The organism is Thermodesulfobacteriota bacterium, from assembly GCA_031082315.1.
Lineage (GTDB): Bacteria > Desulfobacterota > QYQD01 > QYQD01 > QYQD01 > QYQD01.
This window is the reverse complement of the sequence record JAVHLC010000007.1, coordinates 1-17,132: the sequence shown is the minus strand read 5'-3', so window position 1 is coordinate 17,132 and position 17,132 is coordinate 1. Positions and strand designations below refer to the sequence as shown.

Here is a 17,132-nt window from a genome sequence, read left to right as displayed (position 1 = left end):
TAAACCACATCCTGGCAAAAAGACCAGTATGCCGGACAACAAAATGAGGCCTATCTAAATATCTTACTTCGTATCAGTTTGGCCTTTTGAAAAACTGGCTAAACTTCAATTCAAAATGCAAGATTCAAAGTGCAAAATTCAAAATGTTGATGGTTTTTGTCCGAAATTTTACATTTTCCATGTTGCTTTTTCCATTTTGCAATGAGATTTAGCGCATTTTTAAAAGCGCTAAATTGTTACCTTACTTCTTGTTCCTGCGGAAAACCGGCTCAAGGCTGCTCAGTTCAGCAAACCGGATAATATCATCCTTGTATTCCTGCACATACGGACAATCCCACACGGCCAGGATCTTTTCCTGACTTACATAGTAGTGATCCTTGTCTGTCAAATCGTTGAGACTCACACCGTTTGCCGATGCAATCCCCTGGACGCCTTCCGGGTCAAACACCTTTTCCAGCACCATCGGGAAAATCTGTGGCCAGCGACAGACCCCTGGCCGCTTCTCATATATCAGGCAGCGGCCGTTATCTCTGTTCAAATTCGGACAAAAAGAACCGCGCGTAAGAATAAGCCCCCATCCCTGACGCCAGCGATAAAGAGCGGGCTCCGTCTTGTAGAAGGGCTGGTCATTCCGCATTAACGGAGGTTCGGCGTAGGCGTTTGTGGACCGCGTCAGGGTTGTATCTATGCCGGGCAACGAGAAGAACAGTGCCTCTTCTTCAGTCAACGGCAGCTCAAAAAAAGAATTTTCTTCCTCTTCCAGCGGTCCCTGACAGCAAATGGTGCAATGATACTGTCCGCAAAGGGCAGAATTTATGTGCCCCAATTCCCGCCTCAGCAGCTCCTGCTTTATCTCCAAAATGGTACCGGCCAGGATATCCAGGGGTTTGTGGTCTAAATCAACGATCAGCCGCCCCCTGGTTTTTAATTCTCCTCTTTTAAATCTTTCGTAGGGTTCGAACACATCCAGATAGTCCTTTAATATGACCTGAGGATTATCATAAAACACACCGTCCAGCGTTATATTTTCTTTTAGTTTAGCGACGGTTGCGGCAATGTCCGGCAAACCGGTAGTCAGAAACAGCCCGCTGACCAGAAAGGTAAGGGGTACCAACGGCCTTTTAAGCAGCTCTATACCGGAATACTGACCATCCATTGATCGCTCCTTACTAAAGAATTTGGGCACTCTACATGATTTCTCCCTTAAAGTCCAAACCATTATTTTGACAACAGCGGCGCTATCTCTTATAATAACAACCTGTTTAAAAGTTTCAGGCAGTTTCGGGCTGTACAATCACTTTAAAAAGAGAGACCTATGATCGGCATATTTGATTCAGGCATTGGCGGCCTTACCGTAGTCAAGGCCGTTTTCCAGCAACTCCCGGACCATGAAATCATATATTTTGGAGATACGGCCCGAACACCCTATGGGACTAAAAGTCCGGCCACCATTATCGACTATGCCATCCAGGATACTGAATTTTTGCTTTCCAAGGGGGCCAAAATTATTGTCGTTGCCTGTAACACCGCCTCCAGTGTAGCCACAGAGGCGCTGAGGGACGGGTTCCCTGATGTACCCATATTCGAGGTGGTAACCCCGGCCGTCGTCAAAGTCACACAGGTCACAAAAAATCACAACGTGGGTATCATTGGTACCAGAGCGACCGTCAATAGCAACATCTACGACAAAAAGATAAAAGACCTATATCCGGACATTAAGGTGTTCTCTAATGCCTGCCCGCTCCTCGTGCCTTTAGTGGAAGAAGGATGGCTTAAGCGCCGTGAGACCAAGATGATCTTAAAAAAATACCTTTACCCGCTGAAAAGAAAACAGATCGACACCCTGGTACTGGGCTGCACCCATTACCCCCTGCTTAAAGATATTATTCAGGTGAAAATGGGTAAACGGGTTAAGATTGTGGACTCATCAGCAGAGCTGGCCGGTTATATTAAAAACTACCTGGCCGGGCACCCGGAAATTGACGTTATACTCAAACGAGGCAACGATAACCAATTTTATGTCTCAGACCTTACGCCTACCTTTGCAGAGATCGCAAAAAAAATCCTGGGTAGGCCTATACACCTTTTGCTGGCATAGACCCAGCCGGCAAAAAGGAGGAAAGCATAATGAATATCTGCAAAAAAGTTTTTTTGATTGTAACCATGGCCCTATTACTTACTTCGTGCGCCTGGCTGACCCAAAAGGCGTCAATACCAAGGCCCGAGCCGCTCCCTGCACTCCCTAAAAGGCCTCCGGTTAATTTTCGTATTGAAGGAACTACCGCCTATGTCAGCGTAGATGAGATGAAGGCCCTAATGAAATATGTGCTGGACTTAGAAGAGAGAAACAAGGCTGCAGACCGGGAATTAAGAAAAATCCGCGAGGCGTTGCAATAACAATGTCTCTACAAAAAGATACCGCGAAAAAAAATAGTAACGCACGCCGGGGGAAAAGACATTATATCTGTCATGCCTGCGGGAAAGAACTCCCCTTCTGCTGGACATGCCGGTGTGGGTTCCAGATTTGTCCGGCTTGTATGGAAGAAAACATGTGGGGACTGTCCTGTAATGCGGTTACCTGGATATGTCCGGATTGCGGAGATATGTGTGTATTCTAGAGGGAGTACGGACCGATCTGTTTTGACACGAGAGAGTTAATAACGTATATCGAATCTGTCAGATTCCCCCTTATAATCCTCCCAGTTTACATCGACCTTATTCACTACTGCATGTGGCGGTCCCTGATGACACCATTTCAGCATCTTTTCTACGGTGGCCTCATCTCCCTCGAAGACCGCCTCCACCTGCCCGTCACGCCTGTTTTTTACCCAACCCTTGAGTCCGAGGCGGGTGGCCTCCTCTTGCGTGGCGTACCGGAAAAAGACCCCCTGCACACGACCATTAATTATAACATGCGCTCTTACCATGGGCATAACCTCCCAAAGATAAATTCGAATATGACAGGCTCGTAAAAAAGTCTTTTCACCGCTGAGCACGTATTGTCCGTTGACAAATAACCCCTGACTAGTTACGCTCCAATCAGCCTCTTAAATTCTTCCTCAGTCAGTATGGTCACTCCTAATTCCCTGGCCCTGGCCAGTTTTGATCCCGGGTCCTTACCGGCTACCACATAATTCGTCTTGCGGCTCGCAGAGGAAGATACTATCCCGCCTAGTTCCTTGACCTTGTTCTTGGCCTCGTCCCTGGAAAAGGATTCCAGGCCGCCTGTAAAGACAAAACTCTGCCCGGCAAGCGGGCGGGGCCCAATGGGAACAGGCGGGGCAGGACTTACCCCGGCGGCAAGGAGGCGATGGATCACATCCTGATTCTTCTTTTCAGCAAAGAATGTAGTGACGCTGGCCGCTACCTGAGGACCGATCTCATCTATCTCCATGAGTTGCTCCATAGCGGCCGTTGCAAGGGCCGCCAGGCTGCCAAATTTTTCGGCCAGAATCTGGGCCGTTTTTTCACCCACGTAACGGATACCCAGGGCATACAGGAACCTCAACAATGAGGTTTGCTTGCTTTTGTCAATCGCGACCAGGATGTTCTCTGTGGACCTTGCGGCAAAGCGTTCCAAGGCCAGGATCTGCTCCCGGCTCAGATAATAAAGATCGGCCGCATCCTTAATAATGCCGGAGTCCACCAGTTGCGCCACTATCTTTTCACCCAGCCCCTCAATATCCATACCGCCCTTGGATGCAAAGTGGGCTATGGATTCCTTCACCTGGGCCGGACAGGAGGCATTGGGGCAGCGAACGGCCACTTCGTCCGGCAGTCGGACGACCATGGCTCCGCACATCGGACAGCTCTCCGGCATGACAAATTTTTTTTCTTTACCGGTCCTCTTTTCCGGAATCGATTTAACTACTTCCGGTATGACCTCACCCGCCCGCTGAATCAGAACGGTATCACCGATACGGATATCCTTGCGGGCGATCTCATCCTGATTGTGCAAAGTGGCCCGGCTGACCTCAACTCCGCCTATGTTCACCGGCTCCATAATAGCCACCGGCGTCAGGGTCCCGGTTCTCCCCACCTGAACCTGGATATCAAGAATACGCGTACTGGCCTGGTTTGCCGGAAACTTATAGGCCACGGCCCACCTGGGGCTGCGGGTCTTGACACCAAGGCGATCCTGGAGGCTGAAAGAATCAACCTTGATCACCATGCCATCGATCTCGTAGGCAAGGCGGCGACGTCTCCCTTCGAGTTCCTGAAAATAATCGATACACCCCTCAATCCCTTTGCAACGGCGAATAAGGGGATTCACCTTTATCCCCAACTTCGGCAGTGCCGTGAGTATCTCCCATTGGCTGGTAAATGACCTGCCCTCCACCACCCCTACCCCATAAGCAAAGAAATCAAGGGGGCGTCTGGCCGTAACTCTGGGGTCTAACTGCCTCAGGGAACCGGCCGCGGCATTGCGCGGATTGGCAAAAGGCGGCTCGCCGTCTCTAATGCGCTGCTGATTAATCTCTTTGAAGGCCTTGAGGCTTAAAAATACCTCCCCGCGTGCCTCGATGCGTCTCGGTATGGACTCGCCACGTTGCAGCCTGAGCGGGATAGACTTTATGGTGCGCACATTCTGGGTTACATCCTCTCCGGTTACCCCGTCACCCCTTGTCGATGCCGTACTAAGCAAACCGTCTTCATAGACAATTTCTATAGCCAGGCCGTCCATCTTGGGCTCAGCCACGTAGTCAATAAGCCCGTCCATGCGCAGAAACCTTTTTATGCGCTGTTCAAACTCCCGCGCCTCGGCCTCATCAAAGGCATTCTCCAGGCTGAGCATAGGAAGAGCATGCCTCACCGTGCCGAATTTTTCCAGGGGTGCTGCTCCGACCCGCTGTGTAGGTGAATCCGGGGTAATAAGATGAGGGTATTTATCTTCCAGTTCAATAAGCTCGCGCATTAACCGGTCATATTCCGCATCGGAAATGACCGGGCTATCCAAAACATAGTAACAATAGTTATGGTAATGGATATCCTCACGCAGCTTCTTTATCCTCTGCTCGATCTCTTTAGTTGTTTTCTCCATCCCCTGCTACCTAATGAGAACATTCTCGTCAATCTGGTTAAAACAAATCAGGAGGCGTAAGAAATCGGGTCCGGCACACCGGCCAATCTGAACCCTTTGAGGCGCAAGATACAGGAATCGCATCGTCCGCAGGCCACATCTTCATTCTTATAACAGGACCAGGTCAGATGCAACGGGGCCTCAAGCTCCAAGCCGCGGCGCACCACTTCTTCTTTCGAAAGGTCGATCAGCGGGGTCTCAATGCTTATATCCGTCTCAGGCCGCGTCCCCAGCCTTATCAGCTTATTATAGACGTCGAAATAGCCCTTTCGGCAATCCGGGTAACCGGAACTGTCCACCTCAGTGGCCCCGATGAAAATCTTCTTAGCGCCTATTACTTCAGCCCAGGATACGGCAATGGCGACGAGATGCGTATTTCGGAAGGGGACATACGTGGTTGGAATCTCTCCGCTTTGGATACGGCCGGCCTCAGGCACGGGAATGTTCCGGTCAGTAAGGCTTGAACCGCCTATCTGGAGGAGATAGCCGATATCGACGATCAGCCGCCTCGCAACGCCATAATTATCAGCAATAGCGGAAAAGGCAGTAAGCTCCCGCCCTTCCGTGCGCTGGCCGTAATTCACATGTAAAAAGGCCGGGGCATACTGCCGGCAGGCAATAGCCGCGGTCACGCAACTATCCAGACCGCCGCTTACAAGAACAATAGCCGGATCCCTTTTCATCACACCCTTCTCTCCTGATCCGGCCAGAGATACTTATGCAATTGTATCTGCATCCTGGCCGCCAGCCGATCGGCCAACATCCACTCGGCCAGTGTCTTTGCATCCATCTTTTGCCAGACCAGCGACAGGACAACCTGGGTATAGACCGGGATATGATGCTTAGCCATCTTTTCCCTTGCCCATTCGTAGTCACTGCGATCCTGAATAACGAACTTGACCTGATCCTTTAGGTCGAGGTAACGCAGATTATTAAAATCCATGTAAGCGGACATCCCGCTTGACGGGCATTTAAGATCCATGATTTTCACTACCCCTTGCGGCACATCTCTTAAAGAGCGGCTTCCGTTGGTCTCCAGAAGAACGACATAATTCCTATCTGCGAGGGCGTTGAGAAGCAGCACGGTCTCCGTTTGTAAAAGCGGCTCACCGCCTGTGACCTCAACTATTTTAGACCCGCAAGCCTCCACCTGGCGCAGTATATCTTCCTTACTCAAAATGCGGCCTTCAGTGTAGGCATAAGTGGTATCACAATAACTGCATCTCAGATTGCAACCACTAAGGCGTATAAAAAAACACGGCCAGCCGGCAAAGGTAGATTCTCCCTGGATGCTGTAAAACGTCTCGCAGACGGTCAGGGGCAATTTAATCCTCCAGATAGCTGACGCCCGTCTCCGGTGTTTCACCGACGGTCACCCGATGGAGACGGCACTGCTTATTGTCAAAGTACGGCTTCAATATCTCATAGATATAGGCGGCAATATTCTCCGATGATGGATTCTTTTCCTTAAAGTAAGGCAGTTCGTTCAGGTCGGTATGGTCTAGATCTGAGAGGACCTCGGAGAGGGCCTTCTTAATAATCCTGAAATCCACGCCCATACCCATATTATCCAGGGAGGCGCACCTCACGGCAACCTCTATTGACCAATTATGCCCGTGGTGTTTCTCGCAGTTCCCCGGATAATTCCGCAGGTGGTGGGCGGCTGAAAAGTGTGAACGGACGAATACTTCATACATAAGCAAACCCTCCTAATCAAAACCCGCTAAAAACATGCCGCTTTTATCATCAAGTTTTCTTCTGGCCTCAAGCCCTTCTATTTCCATAATCAGCGCCTCAATGACCAAAAAGGTGCGGGCATCGCGCCTGACACAACCGACAACCGCTTCATCCCCTCTGCCTATGGCAGTATGCACATGGATCAAGGGTTCCCGGTCATTCCAGAGTATGCTCCCCAGTCCGACGATCTCTCTGGCATCACCGGTAAACTCCTTCCATACGGGCGTAGGCGGAATGGCCGGCCTTTCCGGGCCGGTTACCACCCCGGCCTGCCTCAGCCCTCCGAGCAGGAAAAACCAGGCCACCCTGATCCCCTTCTCTGTAGCCACCCTTTTGATCCCCTCCAGCGGGTCGTCTCCATCACTAAAGTATAAAACAAAGGTGCGCGCGATCCTGCCTTCTCTGTATTCCATTGTAACCCCCTTATCAGCCGCCAGTGTTCAGCAACTCATAACTCCTTGCCCTTCTCCTGTCTCCTGACTTCTGACTCCTGTATTCTCTTCCTTATTCCTTTGCAGAACCCGACCGCCGTTCCATAAGCCATATCAAGAAAATACTTAATTCATAGAGCACAAGAAGAGGGCCGGCCATAAGCAACTGATTTACAACGTCCGGCGTAGGAGTAATCAGAGCGGCCAGGATAAAGATACCTAAAATAGCATACTTCCGGTTTCGTCTCAAAAATGAGACGGTTACCACGTGCATTCTGGCCAGGAAGCACATCACCACCGGAAACTCAAAAACCAGACCAAAGGCCAAAAGAAGACGCATAGCAAAGGAAAAATATTCGCCTATGGCAGGCACAGCGCTCAGGTGCTCAGAATTGTAGCCCAAGAAAAACTTAAAAGCCACCGGAAACACGACAAAGTAGGCAAAAAGTAGTCCACAGACAAAAAAGAAGGTGGAGGCCAAAACGAATGGTACGGCCATTTTTTTCTCATGCTCATAAAGCCCGGGTTCAATGAACCTCCAGACTTGATAAAGAATAACCGGGCTGGCCTCAACCACACCGGCAAAAAAAGCCAGTTTGAGATAAAGAAAAAATGCCTCCGGATAACCGGTAAATATAAGCGCATCACCCGGCGGAAGCAACTTGTAAAGGGGGCGGGCCAATAGGTCAAAAATCTCCTCTGAAAAGGCATAGGAAAAGAGAAAACCAATGCCTATAGCCATGAATGATATGACCAGACACCTGCGCAATTCTTCCAGATGGCCAGTGAGGGGGAGTTTTTCTGTCTTCATTAGCTATTGGGATGTGATGAGCTAATCACAAATGTGGCAGGGAGACACCTGAAACCCAGAATAACAAAAAGTGGCACTTACCTTTTTGCGCAGGTAAGTACCGCAAGAAAACAAGCAGATAGAGAAGATATTATATTCCTATCCATATCTCAAACTATCTATTAAACCCTGATCCACCATCAAGGCATCATCTGCGGCGTTGCCTTCGATCGCTCCTCCTTGCGGCGTATTGCTCCATACGCCTCAGTCGTCGCTCCTCGGCGCCTTGCATCTAATATCTTGCTGGTGATCAGGAATACTCCATAACCTGCTGATTTTAATCTCGACAGCTAAATTAGACGGTGGATTTGGGTAAACTTATTAAAGTGTTAGGATTTAACGATCCGGGCCTTTAATTACTACTAGTGATGCGAGCCGCCGCCCTTTTTGAGGTCTTCGACCGTCTTCAGCACTACGTACGTCAGGGCAACCCCCAGGACCACGATAACGGTATAAGTAATGCCGAAAAACACCCCGTGGCCGGCATCCCAAGGAATCCCCCAGGGCAGAAAATTATGCACCGTATGAATCATAATCACACCTCACTACATACTTGGTTATATTTTTTTGTAGCAAAACTCGCCGACAAAGTCAATAATAAAGTGGTTTGGAATTTCCCTATACGATAGTTGGCATTTCTTAAGGGAACCTCTTGGTCTCTTCGCTTCACGGCTTGCGCAGTGACCCTTTCGGGACTCGCAGGCGGGGAAGGCTTGCCCCTTCCTGCTCGCCCTCGAAGGGTGCCCCACTGCTTCGGCAAGTTTCGCTCAGAAACATAGGGGTTCCCTAAAACGTAGGGAAACTCCAGTGACTATTTTTCTTGCAGTAAAAACAACGTTATGTTAATAAAATAGAGATGTTAGCCTGGTTTTCTGTTCCAGAAAGGACTTACCAAGAGGCAAATATTACTTGAAAGCCCATCCTTCATCGCCGGTAGATACATCTACCCTTAAACTAGATTTTGAAGATAATGCCCTGGCCAGAGCGCTGTTTGGCGAACAAAACCAGAATCTCAAACTGCTGGAGCAGCACCTGGGCGTTAATGCCGGAGTCAAGGGCAACAGACTGACATTAACCGGTCCGTTACCGGACGTCCAATTAGCCGCTGAGATATGCCGGCAGTTATATGACCTTCTGCGCTCCGGCTATCCCATATACCCGCATGACGCGGAATATGCCATCCGGATTCTGAGCAGCGAACCTTCCGTAAAGTTAAAAGATATATTCCTCGATACGGTATATATTACTTCCGGCAAGCGGGTGGTTACCCCCAAAAGCCTTGCCCAGAAAGAATATATCGACGCCATGCGCAAGCATGATATTGTCTTCGGCATCGGGCCGGCGGGTACCGGCAAGACCTATCTGGCCATGGCTATGGCCGTCTCCGCATTGGTGAAAGAAGAGGTCTTAAGGATTATACTGGCCCGGCCCGCGGTCGAGGCCGGAGAAAGACTCGGCTTTCTTCCCGGTGACCTCTATGAAAAGGTCAATCCCTACCTCAGGCCCCTTTACGATGCCCTGTACGACATGCTAAATTTTGAGAAGGCCACCAAACTTATTCAGCGGGGGGTGATAGAAGTAGCCCCTCTGGCCTTCATGCGCGGAAGGACACTAAACGACTCTTTCGTTATATTGGATGAGGCCCAGAACAGCACCTCCGAACAGATGAAGATGTTTCTGACCCGGCTCGGGTTTGGGTCCAAGGCCGTAATCACCGGGGATATAACCCAGATTGACCTTCCGGAAGGCAAACCATCGGGACTGATCGAGGCGCGTAGGATACTGGAGGGCATTCCAGGCATACGTTTTGTGTATTTCTCCAAAAGAGATGTCATCAGGCACAGACTGGTCCAGGAAATTATTCACGCCTACGAAAAAGTAGATGCCGAAAAAGGGCGCGCACATTAGTCAACTAACCCCCATGCCAGGCAAAGAAGAAAAACCGGCCAAACCTATATCCATCACCGGCGCGTTGTCAGGGCTAGGCGAAAAAACGCCGCAACTCCTTAAGGATGCGTCCTTTCAGCGCTGGTTACTGCTTATCACGCTCAGCTTTTTCATAGCCTTTCTTCTATCTCCAAACTTGTCACAAAAAAATGTCCGGTACAAACCCGGCGATGTGGCCGAAGAAGATATAAAGGCCTCCCGCGATTTTTCAGTTGAATACTATCCGCCCCCGGGGAAAAGCGGGGCTGAAGCGGCTAACCCCGGTCTATCTCAAAGTCCGGCGCAAATCGAAGATCCGCCGGGGCAGACAACCACCGCCACCAACTACAAAGAAACCGGTCGAATATCTGCCGGGGCGGAAGCGCCCCAGGAGCAGGAACAATCCATAGCAGCGCCGGTTTATCTCCAGATCAAAAAAGGAGAAATAATCGTTCGCGAAGGAGAGCGCATACAGGACATACATCTTACCAAATTAAAGGCCCAGCAAAGCGCCACCCGGCAGGTGGATGCGATCTCTATATTTCTGGGTTCAGCGCTGCTTACCGCCATTATCCTCAAAACGCTTTATAATGCCTCACTCAAACGGGTTAAATCCTTCATCGCCAGCAATAAAAATCTACTCTTCTTTTGTGTGCTCTTGGCTCTCGTGCTTATTGCCGCAAAGATGTCTCTGTTTGTTGTCCGGGCAGTCACTGTCAATATGCCGCATCTGGATCCGGATGTCCTTTTATATGCCCTTCCCGTCGCTTCCGCTGCTATGTTGGTAAGTGTGTTTTTCACGGCAGACATGGCCATTATATTTTCTCTGCCCGCCTCTATTCTGGCCGCCCTGCTCCTTGCAAACACCCTGGAATTTTTTATCTACTTCCTGGTAGGCAGCATAATCGCCTCCCGCAACGTCTCCCAGTTCAAGGAACGGGGAAATGTATTGAAGGCCGGCGCCGTAGTCGGACTGGTCCAGGTGCTCATGATTATTGCTTTTAACCTCTCTACCGGTTCTTTTTTTGCCTTTAAAACCATTGAAGGCATGTTTACGGCGTTTGCGGGAGGCTGCCTTCTGGGGATCATAGTCATCGGTCTCATCCCCATTGTAGAGATTATCTTTGGATATACCACAAATTTCAAACTGCTTGAACTGGCCAGCATGGACCATCCGCTTCTGCAAGAACTGATGGTGCAGGCCCCAGGGACATACCATCACAGTGTAATCGTAGGAAGTATGGTAGAGTCAGCCGCCCGGGCCGTTGGCGCGAACTCATTGCTGGCCAAGGTCAGCGCCTATTACCACGATATCGGCAAAACAAAAAAACCCGCTTATTTTATCGAGAATCAAATAGGGATGGACAATAAACATGAAAGGCTCGCCCCTTCCATGAGCAGCCTTATCCTTATCTCCCATGTCAAAGATGGCGTGGAATTGGCCAGAAAACATAAATTAGGCACAGAGCTGATCGACATCATCCGGCAACACCACGGTACAAGTCTTATTTCTTATTTTTATGAAAAGGCCAGGAGCGCGCAGGATCCAGACCAGTCTGCAGTCCGTATAGAGGATTTTCGCTATCCCGGCCCCACACCCCAGACCAAGGAGGCCGGGCTGATAATGCTGGCCGACGCAGCTGAGGCCGTCTCCCGGACCCTCAATGATCCTACGCCGGCCAGAATCCAGGGGATGGTTCAAAAGATCATAAATAATATCTTCGCCGACGGCCAGCTTAATGACTGTGAGCTTACACTCAAGGATATGCATCAGATAGCAAAAAGCTTTACGCGCGTCCTGACCGGTATCTTCCACCAGCGCATTGAATATCCGGAAACGACTGCCAGGGGTAACGGAGTGAAAAAAACCGATGCCGATTCTGATCAGCAACAAACAAAAGACGATAAGGATCGACCGCCGAAAGATAAGGAAAAAAGCGGAGATACTTTTAAGAGACTTGGCGCAGCCTGACGCCGAGTTGAGTATTCTTTTCGTAACTGACGAAGAAATAACCCGCTTGAATGAACTCTATCTGAAACGGAGCGGACCGACCAACGTCATATCATTTCCCATGCGGTCTCCGGATATTCCCGGCATACACCCTGAAATCCTGGGAGATGTGGTTATTTCCATGGAGACCGCAGGTCGGGAGGCCGGGCAGGAAGGCATCAGCCTCGAAGCAAAAACAGACTGGCTTCTTGTCCACGGTATATTACACCTGTTAGGTTACGATCACGAAAAGGCAAAAGACGCCCGCGGGATGTTTAAAAAAGAAAAAGAACTTTTAGATCTTTTAAGGAGGAAATAGAAGTGGCAAAACTGGCGGTAAATGTCGATCACATAGCCACAGTGCGGCAGGCCCGGCGCACTATAGAACCGGATCCGGTGACAGCCGCGGCTATAGCTGAACTGGCCGGGGCCGAAGGGATAATCATCCATCTGCGTGAAGACCGGAGACATATCCAGGATAGAGACCTCCATATCCTGAAACAGACCGTAAAGACCAAACTAAACCTGGAAATGGCCGCCACGGAAGAGATGATCAGCATTGCCGGCCAAACCAAACCGGATATGGTTACCCTCGTTCCGGAAAAAAGGGAAGAATTAACCACAGAAGGCGGCCTGGACGTAAGCCGGAAACCTTTATTGAAAAAGGCGATAACCACACTTAAAAAAGACGGCATACTAGTAAGCCTTTTCATCAATCCGGAACCGGCTGATGTCAAGGTCTCGCGAGGATTAGGGGCTGACTTTGTAGAGATACATACCGGACGCTACGCCGATGCCCAAAATGAGGCTGAAAAGGAGAGGGAATTATCCCGCATCAGAAAGGCCGTGGAAACCGCCCATAGGCTAAAGCTCAGGATCAATGCCGGTCACGGCCTTAATTATATAAACATCAAGCCGCTGGTGGCCTGGCCGGAGATAGAGGAATTCAGCATCGGCCACAGCATCATAGCGCGGGCAGTCCTGGTGGGTATGGAAAAGGCGGTAAGGGAGATGCTGGCCTTGATCAGACAGGGGTGATAAGCGATGAGTCAAGCTGATCGCTGACCGCTGAATGCTGATGGCTATTTATTATGATTTATGGCATGGGCACAGATATCGTTAAGATCGCCCGTATCCGCGAGGCGCTAACAAAGTTCGGAACCCGTTTTCAGGAAAGGATTTTTACGCCGGTCGAAAATGCCTATTGTCTTAGAAAAAAGGAGTCGCACCTGCATTATGCCCTTCGCTTCGCGGCCAAGGAGGCCTTTGCCAAGGCGATTGGCCTGGGGATGCAGTCCGGTATAACCTGGAGAGACATCGAGATATCCAATGAGGCATCCGGAAAGCCGACATTGAACCTATATGGGCCAAGCGCTGAACTCTGTGCAAGGCTGGCCATACAACGAAAATTTGTCAGTCTTTCCCATGAAAGAGATTATGGCATAGCCGTGGTTATCCTCGAAACGGATAGCTCGTAGTTATCCTGTTATACGTTATCCTGGAGGTTTTACATGAAGCTCGTTACTGCGTCTGAGATGAGAGAGATAGATAGAACCGCCATCGAGAGATACGGCATCCCCGGACCGGTACTTATGGAAAACGCGGGGCGGGGTGCGGCCGAGGCCATCCTCAAGGCCAGGCCTGAACTGAAATATGGACAGAAGGTAGCTATCTTCTCCGGCCCGGGCAATAATGGCGGTGACGGTTTCGTCATCGCCCGCTGGCTCGCCGAACGAGGCGTATTGGTTACCGTCTATCTCCTCACCTCCCCGGAGAAGCTCAAAGGGGATGCCTTAACCAATTATAAGGTCATCACGCATCTCGATATCCCGGTCATCGCCGTCCCCGGCGATCAGGAATGGGCAAGATACCAGAATCAGGCAGCGAGCGAAAATATCTTTTTTATTGATGCCATCTTTGGCACCGGCCTTAAAGGAGAAGTCCGGGGGGTAATGGCCACGGTCATAAACTGGCTGAATGAGCTAAAGAAGCCGGTCTGGTCTGTTGATATCCCATCCGGCCTGGATGCCGATACAGGCCGGCCTTTGGGCACGGCGGTGAGGGCGGATTGCACCATAACCTTCGGCCTGCCCAAGATCGGCCAGATAGTCTCTTCAGGGCCGGAATTTACCGGCCCCCTCAAGATAATAGACATAGGAATACCGGCAAGGGCCATAGAAGAAAATAGAATCCGCCGCGAACTTCTCGACCGGAATATATGCTATGACTGGATTTTGCCCCGCCCGCCGGACAGCCACAAGGGCACCTATGGCCATGTCCTGATTATTGCCGGTTCACCCGGGAAGAGCGGCGCGGCCATCCTCACCTGCCTGGGAGCCCTACGTTCCGGAGCCGGATTAATCACGTGCGGCCTGCCGAAGAGCCTCAACCCTGTATTTGAAACTAAAGTGACCGAGGCTATGAGTGAGCCGCTTCCCGAGACTATTGACGGCACCCTTTCTACCGCCGCCTATGATCGTATTATGGAACTCATAGAAAACAAAAAGGTCCTGGTCATCGGGCCCGGCCTCTCCCTTCATCCTGAGACCCAGGCCCTCATACGCCGTTTGGTGGCCGAAGCAGATATCCCTATGGTTATTGATGCCGACGCCATAAGGGCCATAAAAGGATATTTGCATATATTAAAAGAAAACATTAATATACGTATTTTAACACCACATCCAGGTGAAATGGGCTGGCTAGTGGGCAAAAAGACCTGGGAGATACAGGAAAACCGCCTGTCTATGGCCGAAGAACTGTCAAAAGAATATGGTATCTATACCGTGCTCAAGGGAGCAGCTACGCTAATTGCGGCCCCTAACGGAGAAACGGCCGTAAACTCTACCGGCGGCCCCGCCCTGGCCAGCGGGGGCATGGGGGATGTATTGACCGGAACGATCGCGGGATTTATGGCTCAGGGGTATAACCCTTTCCGGGCGGCCTGCCTGGGGGTGTTCTGCCATGGGCTGGCCGGTGACAGATTATCCGGTCAGAAGAAAATCTCCGGAATCCTGGCCACGGAAGTAGCTCAGGCCATACCTGAGATCCTGGCTGCACTTCGTACCCCCGGAGACAACGCACATGGCCAAAGCGATAACCATCACCTGTAAAAATCCCGTTGAGACCTTTAACCTGGGTATCGGCCTGGGGGAAATTTTAGCGGGCGGCGACGTGGTGACTTTACAAGGCGAACTTGGGGCCGGTAAAACCTGGTTCACCAAAGGAATCGCCCACGGATTGGGGATAACTAATACCAATGCCGTAACCAGCCCCTCTTTTACCATAATTAACGAATACCAGGGGCGTTTGCCGCTATTTCACATGGACTTTTACCGGCTGGAAAACGAAGAGGCGGCATCTGATCTGGGGCTGGAAGAATATTTCTATGGGCAAGGAGTGACCGTAATAGAATGGCCGGAACGTCTGGCCGGGATTATACCTGCCGGCCGGCTGGAAGTCCGCTTTATCTTTTCGGCGGAAGATAAAAGAGAGATTGTACTTATACCCCATGGTAAAGACTGGGAAGAAAGAATTGCAAAAATTGCCGAAAATTTAGTACATTGATTAGCCTCCGTCCGGAAACCAAAAAATTCCGGACGAGCAGTCAGCATTCAGCTATCAGCATGAAGCCGGTTCACCGTTTACCGAAAGAAAATATCGGACAACGGTTAACGGATAACGGATAACAACATGCTGACGGCTGATCGTTGAAAGCTTGAAGCTCAAATAAGGCATTGGAGGAGAATTCTGAAGCATGGCTTTAATCGTACAAAAATACGGCGGGACATCGGTCGGCGATACAGAGAGGATCAGACGGGTAGTCCGGAGGGTCATCGAAACCAAAAAACAGGGAAACGACGTGGTGGTCGTGCTTTCCGCCATGGCTGGCGAAACAAATAAGCTTATCTCACTGGCCCATCAGATAACTGAAGACCCTGATCCGCGCGAACTGGATGTACTTGTTTCTACGGGTGAGCAAATAACCATCGCCCTCTTTGCCATAGCCGCCAAAACCATGGGCTGCGATGCCCGTTCTTTTCTCGGCCACCAGGTCCGTATTCTAACCGATAACGCCTATGGCAAGGCCCGTATTACAGATATTGATACATCTCTGATTAGAGAAAACCTGAGACAGGGACGTATTATAGTTATTGCCGGGTTCCAGGGCATAGATGCCGATGGGAATATTACCACCCTGGGACGGGGCGGATCAGACACTACAGCGGTTGCGGTAGCGTCCGCACTGGGCGCCGATTTATGCGAGATATTTACAGACGTAGAAGGGGTCTTTACCACCGATCCCAATGTCTGTTCCAATGCCCGCAAGATAGATCGCATCTCTTATGATGAGCTGCTGGAAATGGCCAGCCTGGGGGCAAAGGTCATGGAGATCCGGTCGGTAGAATTTGCAAAACGATATAATGTTCCCATGCATATACGTTCATCTTTCAACAACAATCCAGGGACAATGGTTGTACAGGAGGAAGAAGAAATGGAAGATAGAGTGGTGACGGGCGTAACCTATAACAAAAGCGAGGCCCGCATTACCCTGACCAAGGTGCCGGACAAGCCGGGCATTGCTGCCAGGATATTCACACCTATTTCAGATGCCAACATTGCTGTGGATATGATTATTCAGAACACCCGGGCCTCAGACCTGACCGATCTCACCTTTACCGTACCCAGGGCCGATTTCAGAAAGGCCATGGAGATAGTGCAACGGCTCGGAAAAGAGATCGGCTGTGAACGCGTTATGGGTGATGAGAATATCGCCAAGGTCTCCCTGATCGGTCTGGGTATGCGTAACCACGTAGGTATCGCCGGCAAGATGTTTGGCACCCTGGCCACGCACAACATAAACATCATGATGATAAGCACCTCTGAAATAAAGATTTCAGCAATTATAGACGAGAAATATACCGAACTGGCCGTTCGTGTCCTGCATGATGCATTCGAATTGGGAGGCACAAAAGACATGCCGGAAACCACGTAGTAAATTCGAAATTCAAATTTAACACGTTAGGTTTTTGAAAAATATGCCTAGGCAAGGCACTATAAGAACTAAAATCCCCCTCAATCCCCCTTTTCCAAAGGGGGAAGTGTTTCTCCTCCCTTTGA

Annotated in this window: 19 protein-coding genes; 10 read left to right on the top strand and 9 right to left on the bottom strand. The window is 50.2% G+C overall.

Annotation, left to right across the window (positions count from 1 at the left end):
* Positions 1-241: 241 nt before the first annotated feature.
* Entirely contained in the window at positions 242-1,156 is a 915-nt protein-coding gene (locus tag RDU59_07575) for a YkgJ family cysteine cluster protein (protein MDQ7838337.1), read from the bottom strand.
* A gap of 159 nt (positions 1,157-1,315) precedes the next feature.
* Here RDU59_07575 and murI point away from each other — a divergent pair, with 159 nt between their 5' ends.
* Positions 1,316-2,098: a glutamate racemase gene (gene murI / locus RDU59_07570; protein ID MDQ7838336.1), complete on the top strand. Its 783-nt coding sequence runs from the start codon at positions 1,316-1,318 to the stop codon at positions 2,096-2,098.
* 29 nt (positions 2,099-2,127) lie between these two features.
* Entirely contained in the window at positions 2,128-2,397 is a 270-nt protein-coding gene (locus tag RDU59_07565) for a hypothetical protein (GenBank protein ID MDQ7838335.1), read from the top strand.
* 257 nt (positions 2,398-2,654) lie between these two features.
* On the opposite strand, the gene RDU59_07560 is transcribed toward RDU59_07565, so the two are convergent.
* The 8 genes from RDU59_07560 to RDU59_07525 form a co-directional block, all read right to left on the bottom strand.
* Positions 2,655-2,933 carry an acylphosphatase gene (locus RDU59_07560; GenBank protein ID MDQ7838334.1) on the bottom strand — a complete coding sequence of 93 codons (279 nt, stop codon included), beginning with the start codon at positions 2,931-2,933 and terminating at the stop codon, positions 2,655-2,657.
* A 95-nt stretch (positions 2,934-3,028) separates the two neighbouring features.
* A complete protein-coding gene (gene ligA, locus RDU59_07555; GenBank protein MDQ7838333.1) occupies positions 3,029-5,041 on the bottom strand; it encodes an NAD-dependent DNA ligase LigA in 2,013 nt (670 codons plus the stop codon).
* Between the two features lie 47 nt (positions 5,042-5,088).
* Complete coding sequence (gene queC / locus RDU59_07550) at positions 5,089-5,763, bottom strand: 7-cyano-7-deazaguanine synthase QueC (GenBank protein ID MDQ7838332.1); 675 nt, start codon at positions 5,761-5,763, stop codon at positions 5,089-5,091.
* The gene (locus RDU59_07545; GenBank protein ID MDQ7838331.1) at positions 5,763-6,404 is read right to left on the bottom strand and encodes a radical SAM protein; all 642 of its coding nucleotides are present in this window, start codon (positions 6,402-6,404) and stop codon (positions 5,763-5,765) included. Before RDU59_07545 ends, queC begins: the two co-directional genes overlap by 1 nt.
* A gap of 1 nt (position 6,405) precedes the next feature.
* The gene (gene queD, locus RDU59_07540; GenBank protein MDQ7838330.1) at positions 6,406-6,777 is read right to left on the bottom strand and encodes a 6-carboxytetrahydropterin synthase QueD; all 372 of its coding nucleotides are present in this window, start codon (positions 6,775-6,777) and stop codon (positions 6,406-6,408) included.
* A 12-nt stretch (positions 6,778-6,789) separates the two neighbouring features.
* Positions 6,790-7,230, bottom strand: a complete 441-nt coding sequence (locus RDU59_07535; GenBank protein ID MDQ7838329.1) for a DUF296 domain-containing protein — start codon at positions 7,228-7,230, stop codon at positions 6,790-6,792.
* Between the two features lie 91 nt (positions 7,231-7,321).
* Positions 7,322-8,059, bottom strand: a complete 738-nt coding sequence (tatC, locus tag RDU59_07530; protein MDQ7838328.1) for a twin-arginine translocase subunit TatC — start codon at positions 8,057-8,059, stop codon at positions 7,322-7,324.
* Between the two features lie 401 nt (positions 8,060-8,460).
* Positions 8,461-8,631 carry a hypothetical protein gene (locus tag RDU59_07525; protein ID MDQ7838327.1) on the bottom strand — a complete coding sequence of 57 codons (171 nt, stop codon included), beginning with the start codon at positions 8,629-8,631 and terminating at the stop codon, positions 8,461-8,463.
* A 376-nt stretch (positions 8,632-9,007) separates the two neighbouring features.
* On the opposite strand from RDU59_07525, the gene RDU59_07520 reads away from it, so the two are divergent.
* The 8 genes from RDU59_07520 (at position 9,008) to RDU59_07485 (ending at position 17,007) form a co-directional block, all read left to right on the top strand.
* Complete coding sequence (locus RDU59_07520) at positions 9,008-10,006, top strand: PhoH family protein (protein MDQ7838326.1); 999 nt, start codon at positions 9,008-9,010, stop codon at positions 10,004-10,006.
* Complete coding sequence (locus tag RDU59_07515; protein ID MDQ7838325.1) at positions 9,981-11,996, top strand: HDIG domain-containing protein; 2,016 nt, start codon at positions 9,981-9,983, stop codon at positions 11,994-11,996. The genes RDU59_07520 and RDU59_07515 overlap by 26 nt, the downstream gene beginning before the upstream one ends.
* Positions 11,896-12,333, top strand: coding sequence for an rRNA maturation RNase YbeY (gene ybeY / locus RDU59_07510; GenBank protein ID MDQ7838324.1), 438 nt, complete (start codon positions 11,896-11,898; stop codon positions 12,331-12,333). Before RDU59_07515 ends, ybeY begins: the two co-directional genes overlap by 101 nt.
* A 2-nt stretch (positions 12,334-12,335) precedes the next feature.
* Positions 12,336-13,052 (top strand): pyridoxine 5'-phosphate synthase, encoded by a 717-nt coding sequence (locus RDU59_07505; GenBank protein ID MDQ7838323.1) that lies wholly within the window; start codon positions 12,336-12,338, stop codon positions 13,050-13,052.
* 53 nt (positions 13,053-13,105) lie between these two features.
* The gene (acpS, locus tag RDU59_07500) at positions 13,106-13,492 is read left to right on the top strand and encodes a holo-ACP synthase (GenBank protein MDQ7838322.1); all 387 of its coding nucleotides are present in this window, start codon (positions 13,106-13,108) and stop codon (positions 13,490-13,492) included.
* 33 nt (positions 13,493-13,525) lie between these two features.
* Positions 13,526-15,124, top strand: a complete 1,599-nt coding sequence (locus RDU59_07495; GenBank protein ID MDQ7838321.1) for an NAD(P)H-hydrate dehydratase — start codon at positions 13,526-13,528, stop codon at positions 15,122-15,124.
* Positions 15,096-15,578: a tRNA (adenosine(37)-N6)-threonylcarbamoyltransferase complex ATPase subunit type 1 TsaE gene (tsaE, locus tag RDU59_07490; protein ID MDQ7838320.1), complete on the top strand. Its 483-nt coding sequence runs from the start codon at positions 15,096-15,098 to the stop codon at positions 15,576-15,578. Before RDU59_07495 ends, tsaE begins: the two co-directional genes overlap by 29 nt.
* Before the next feature lie 190 nt (positions 15,579-15,768).
* A complete protein-coding gene (locus tag RDU59_07485) occupies positions 15,769-17,007 on the top strand; it encodes an aspartate kinase (protein ID MDQ7838319.1) in 1,239 nt (412 codons plus the stop codon).
* Positions 17,008-17,132 lie beyond the last annotated feature (125 nt).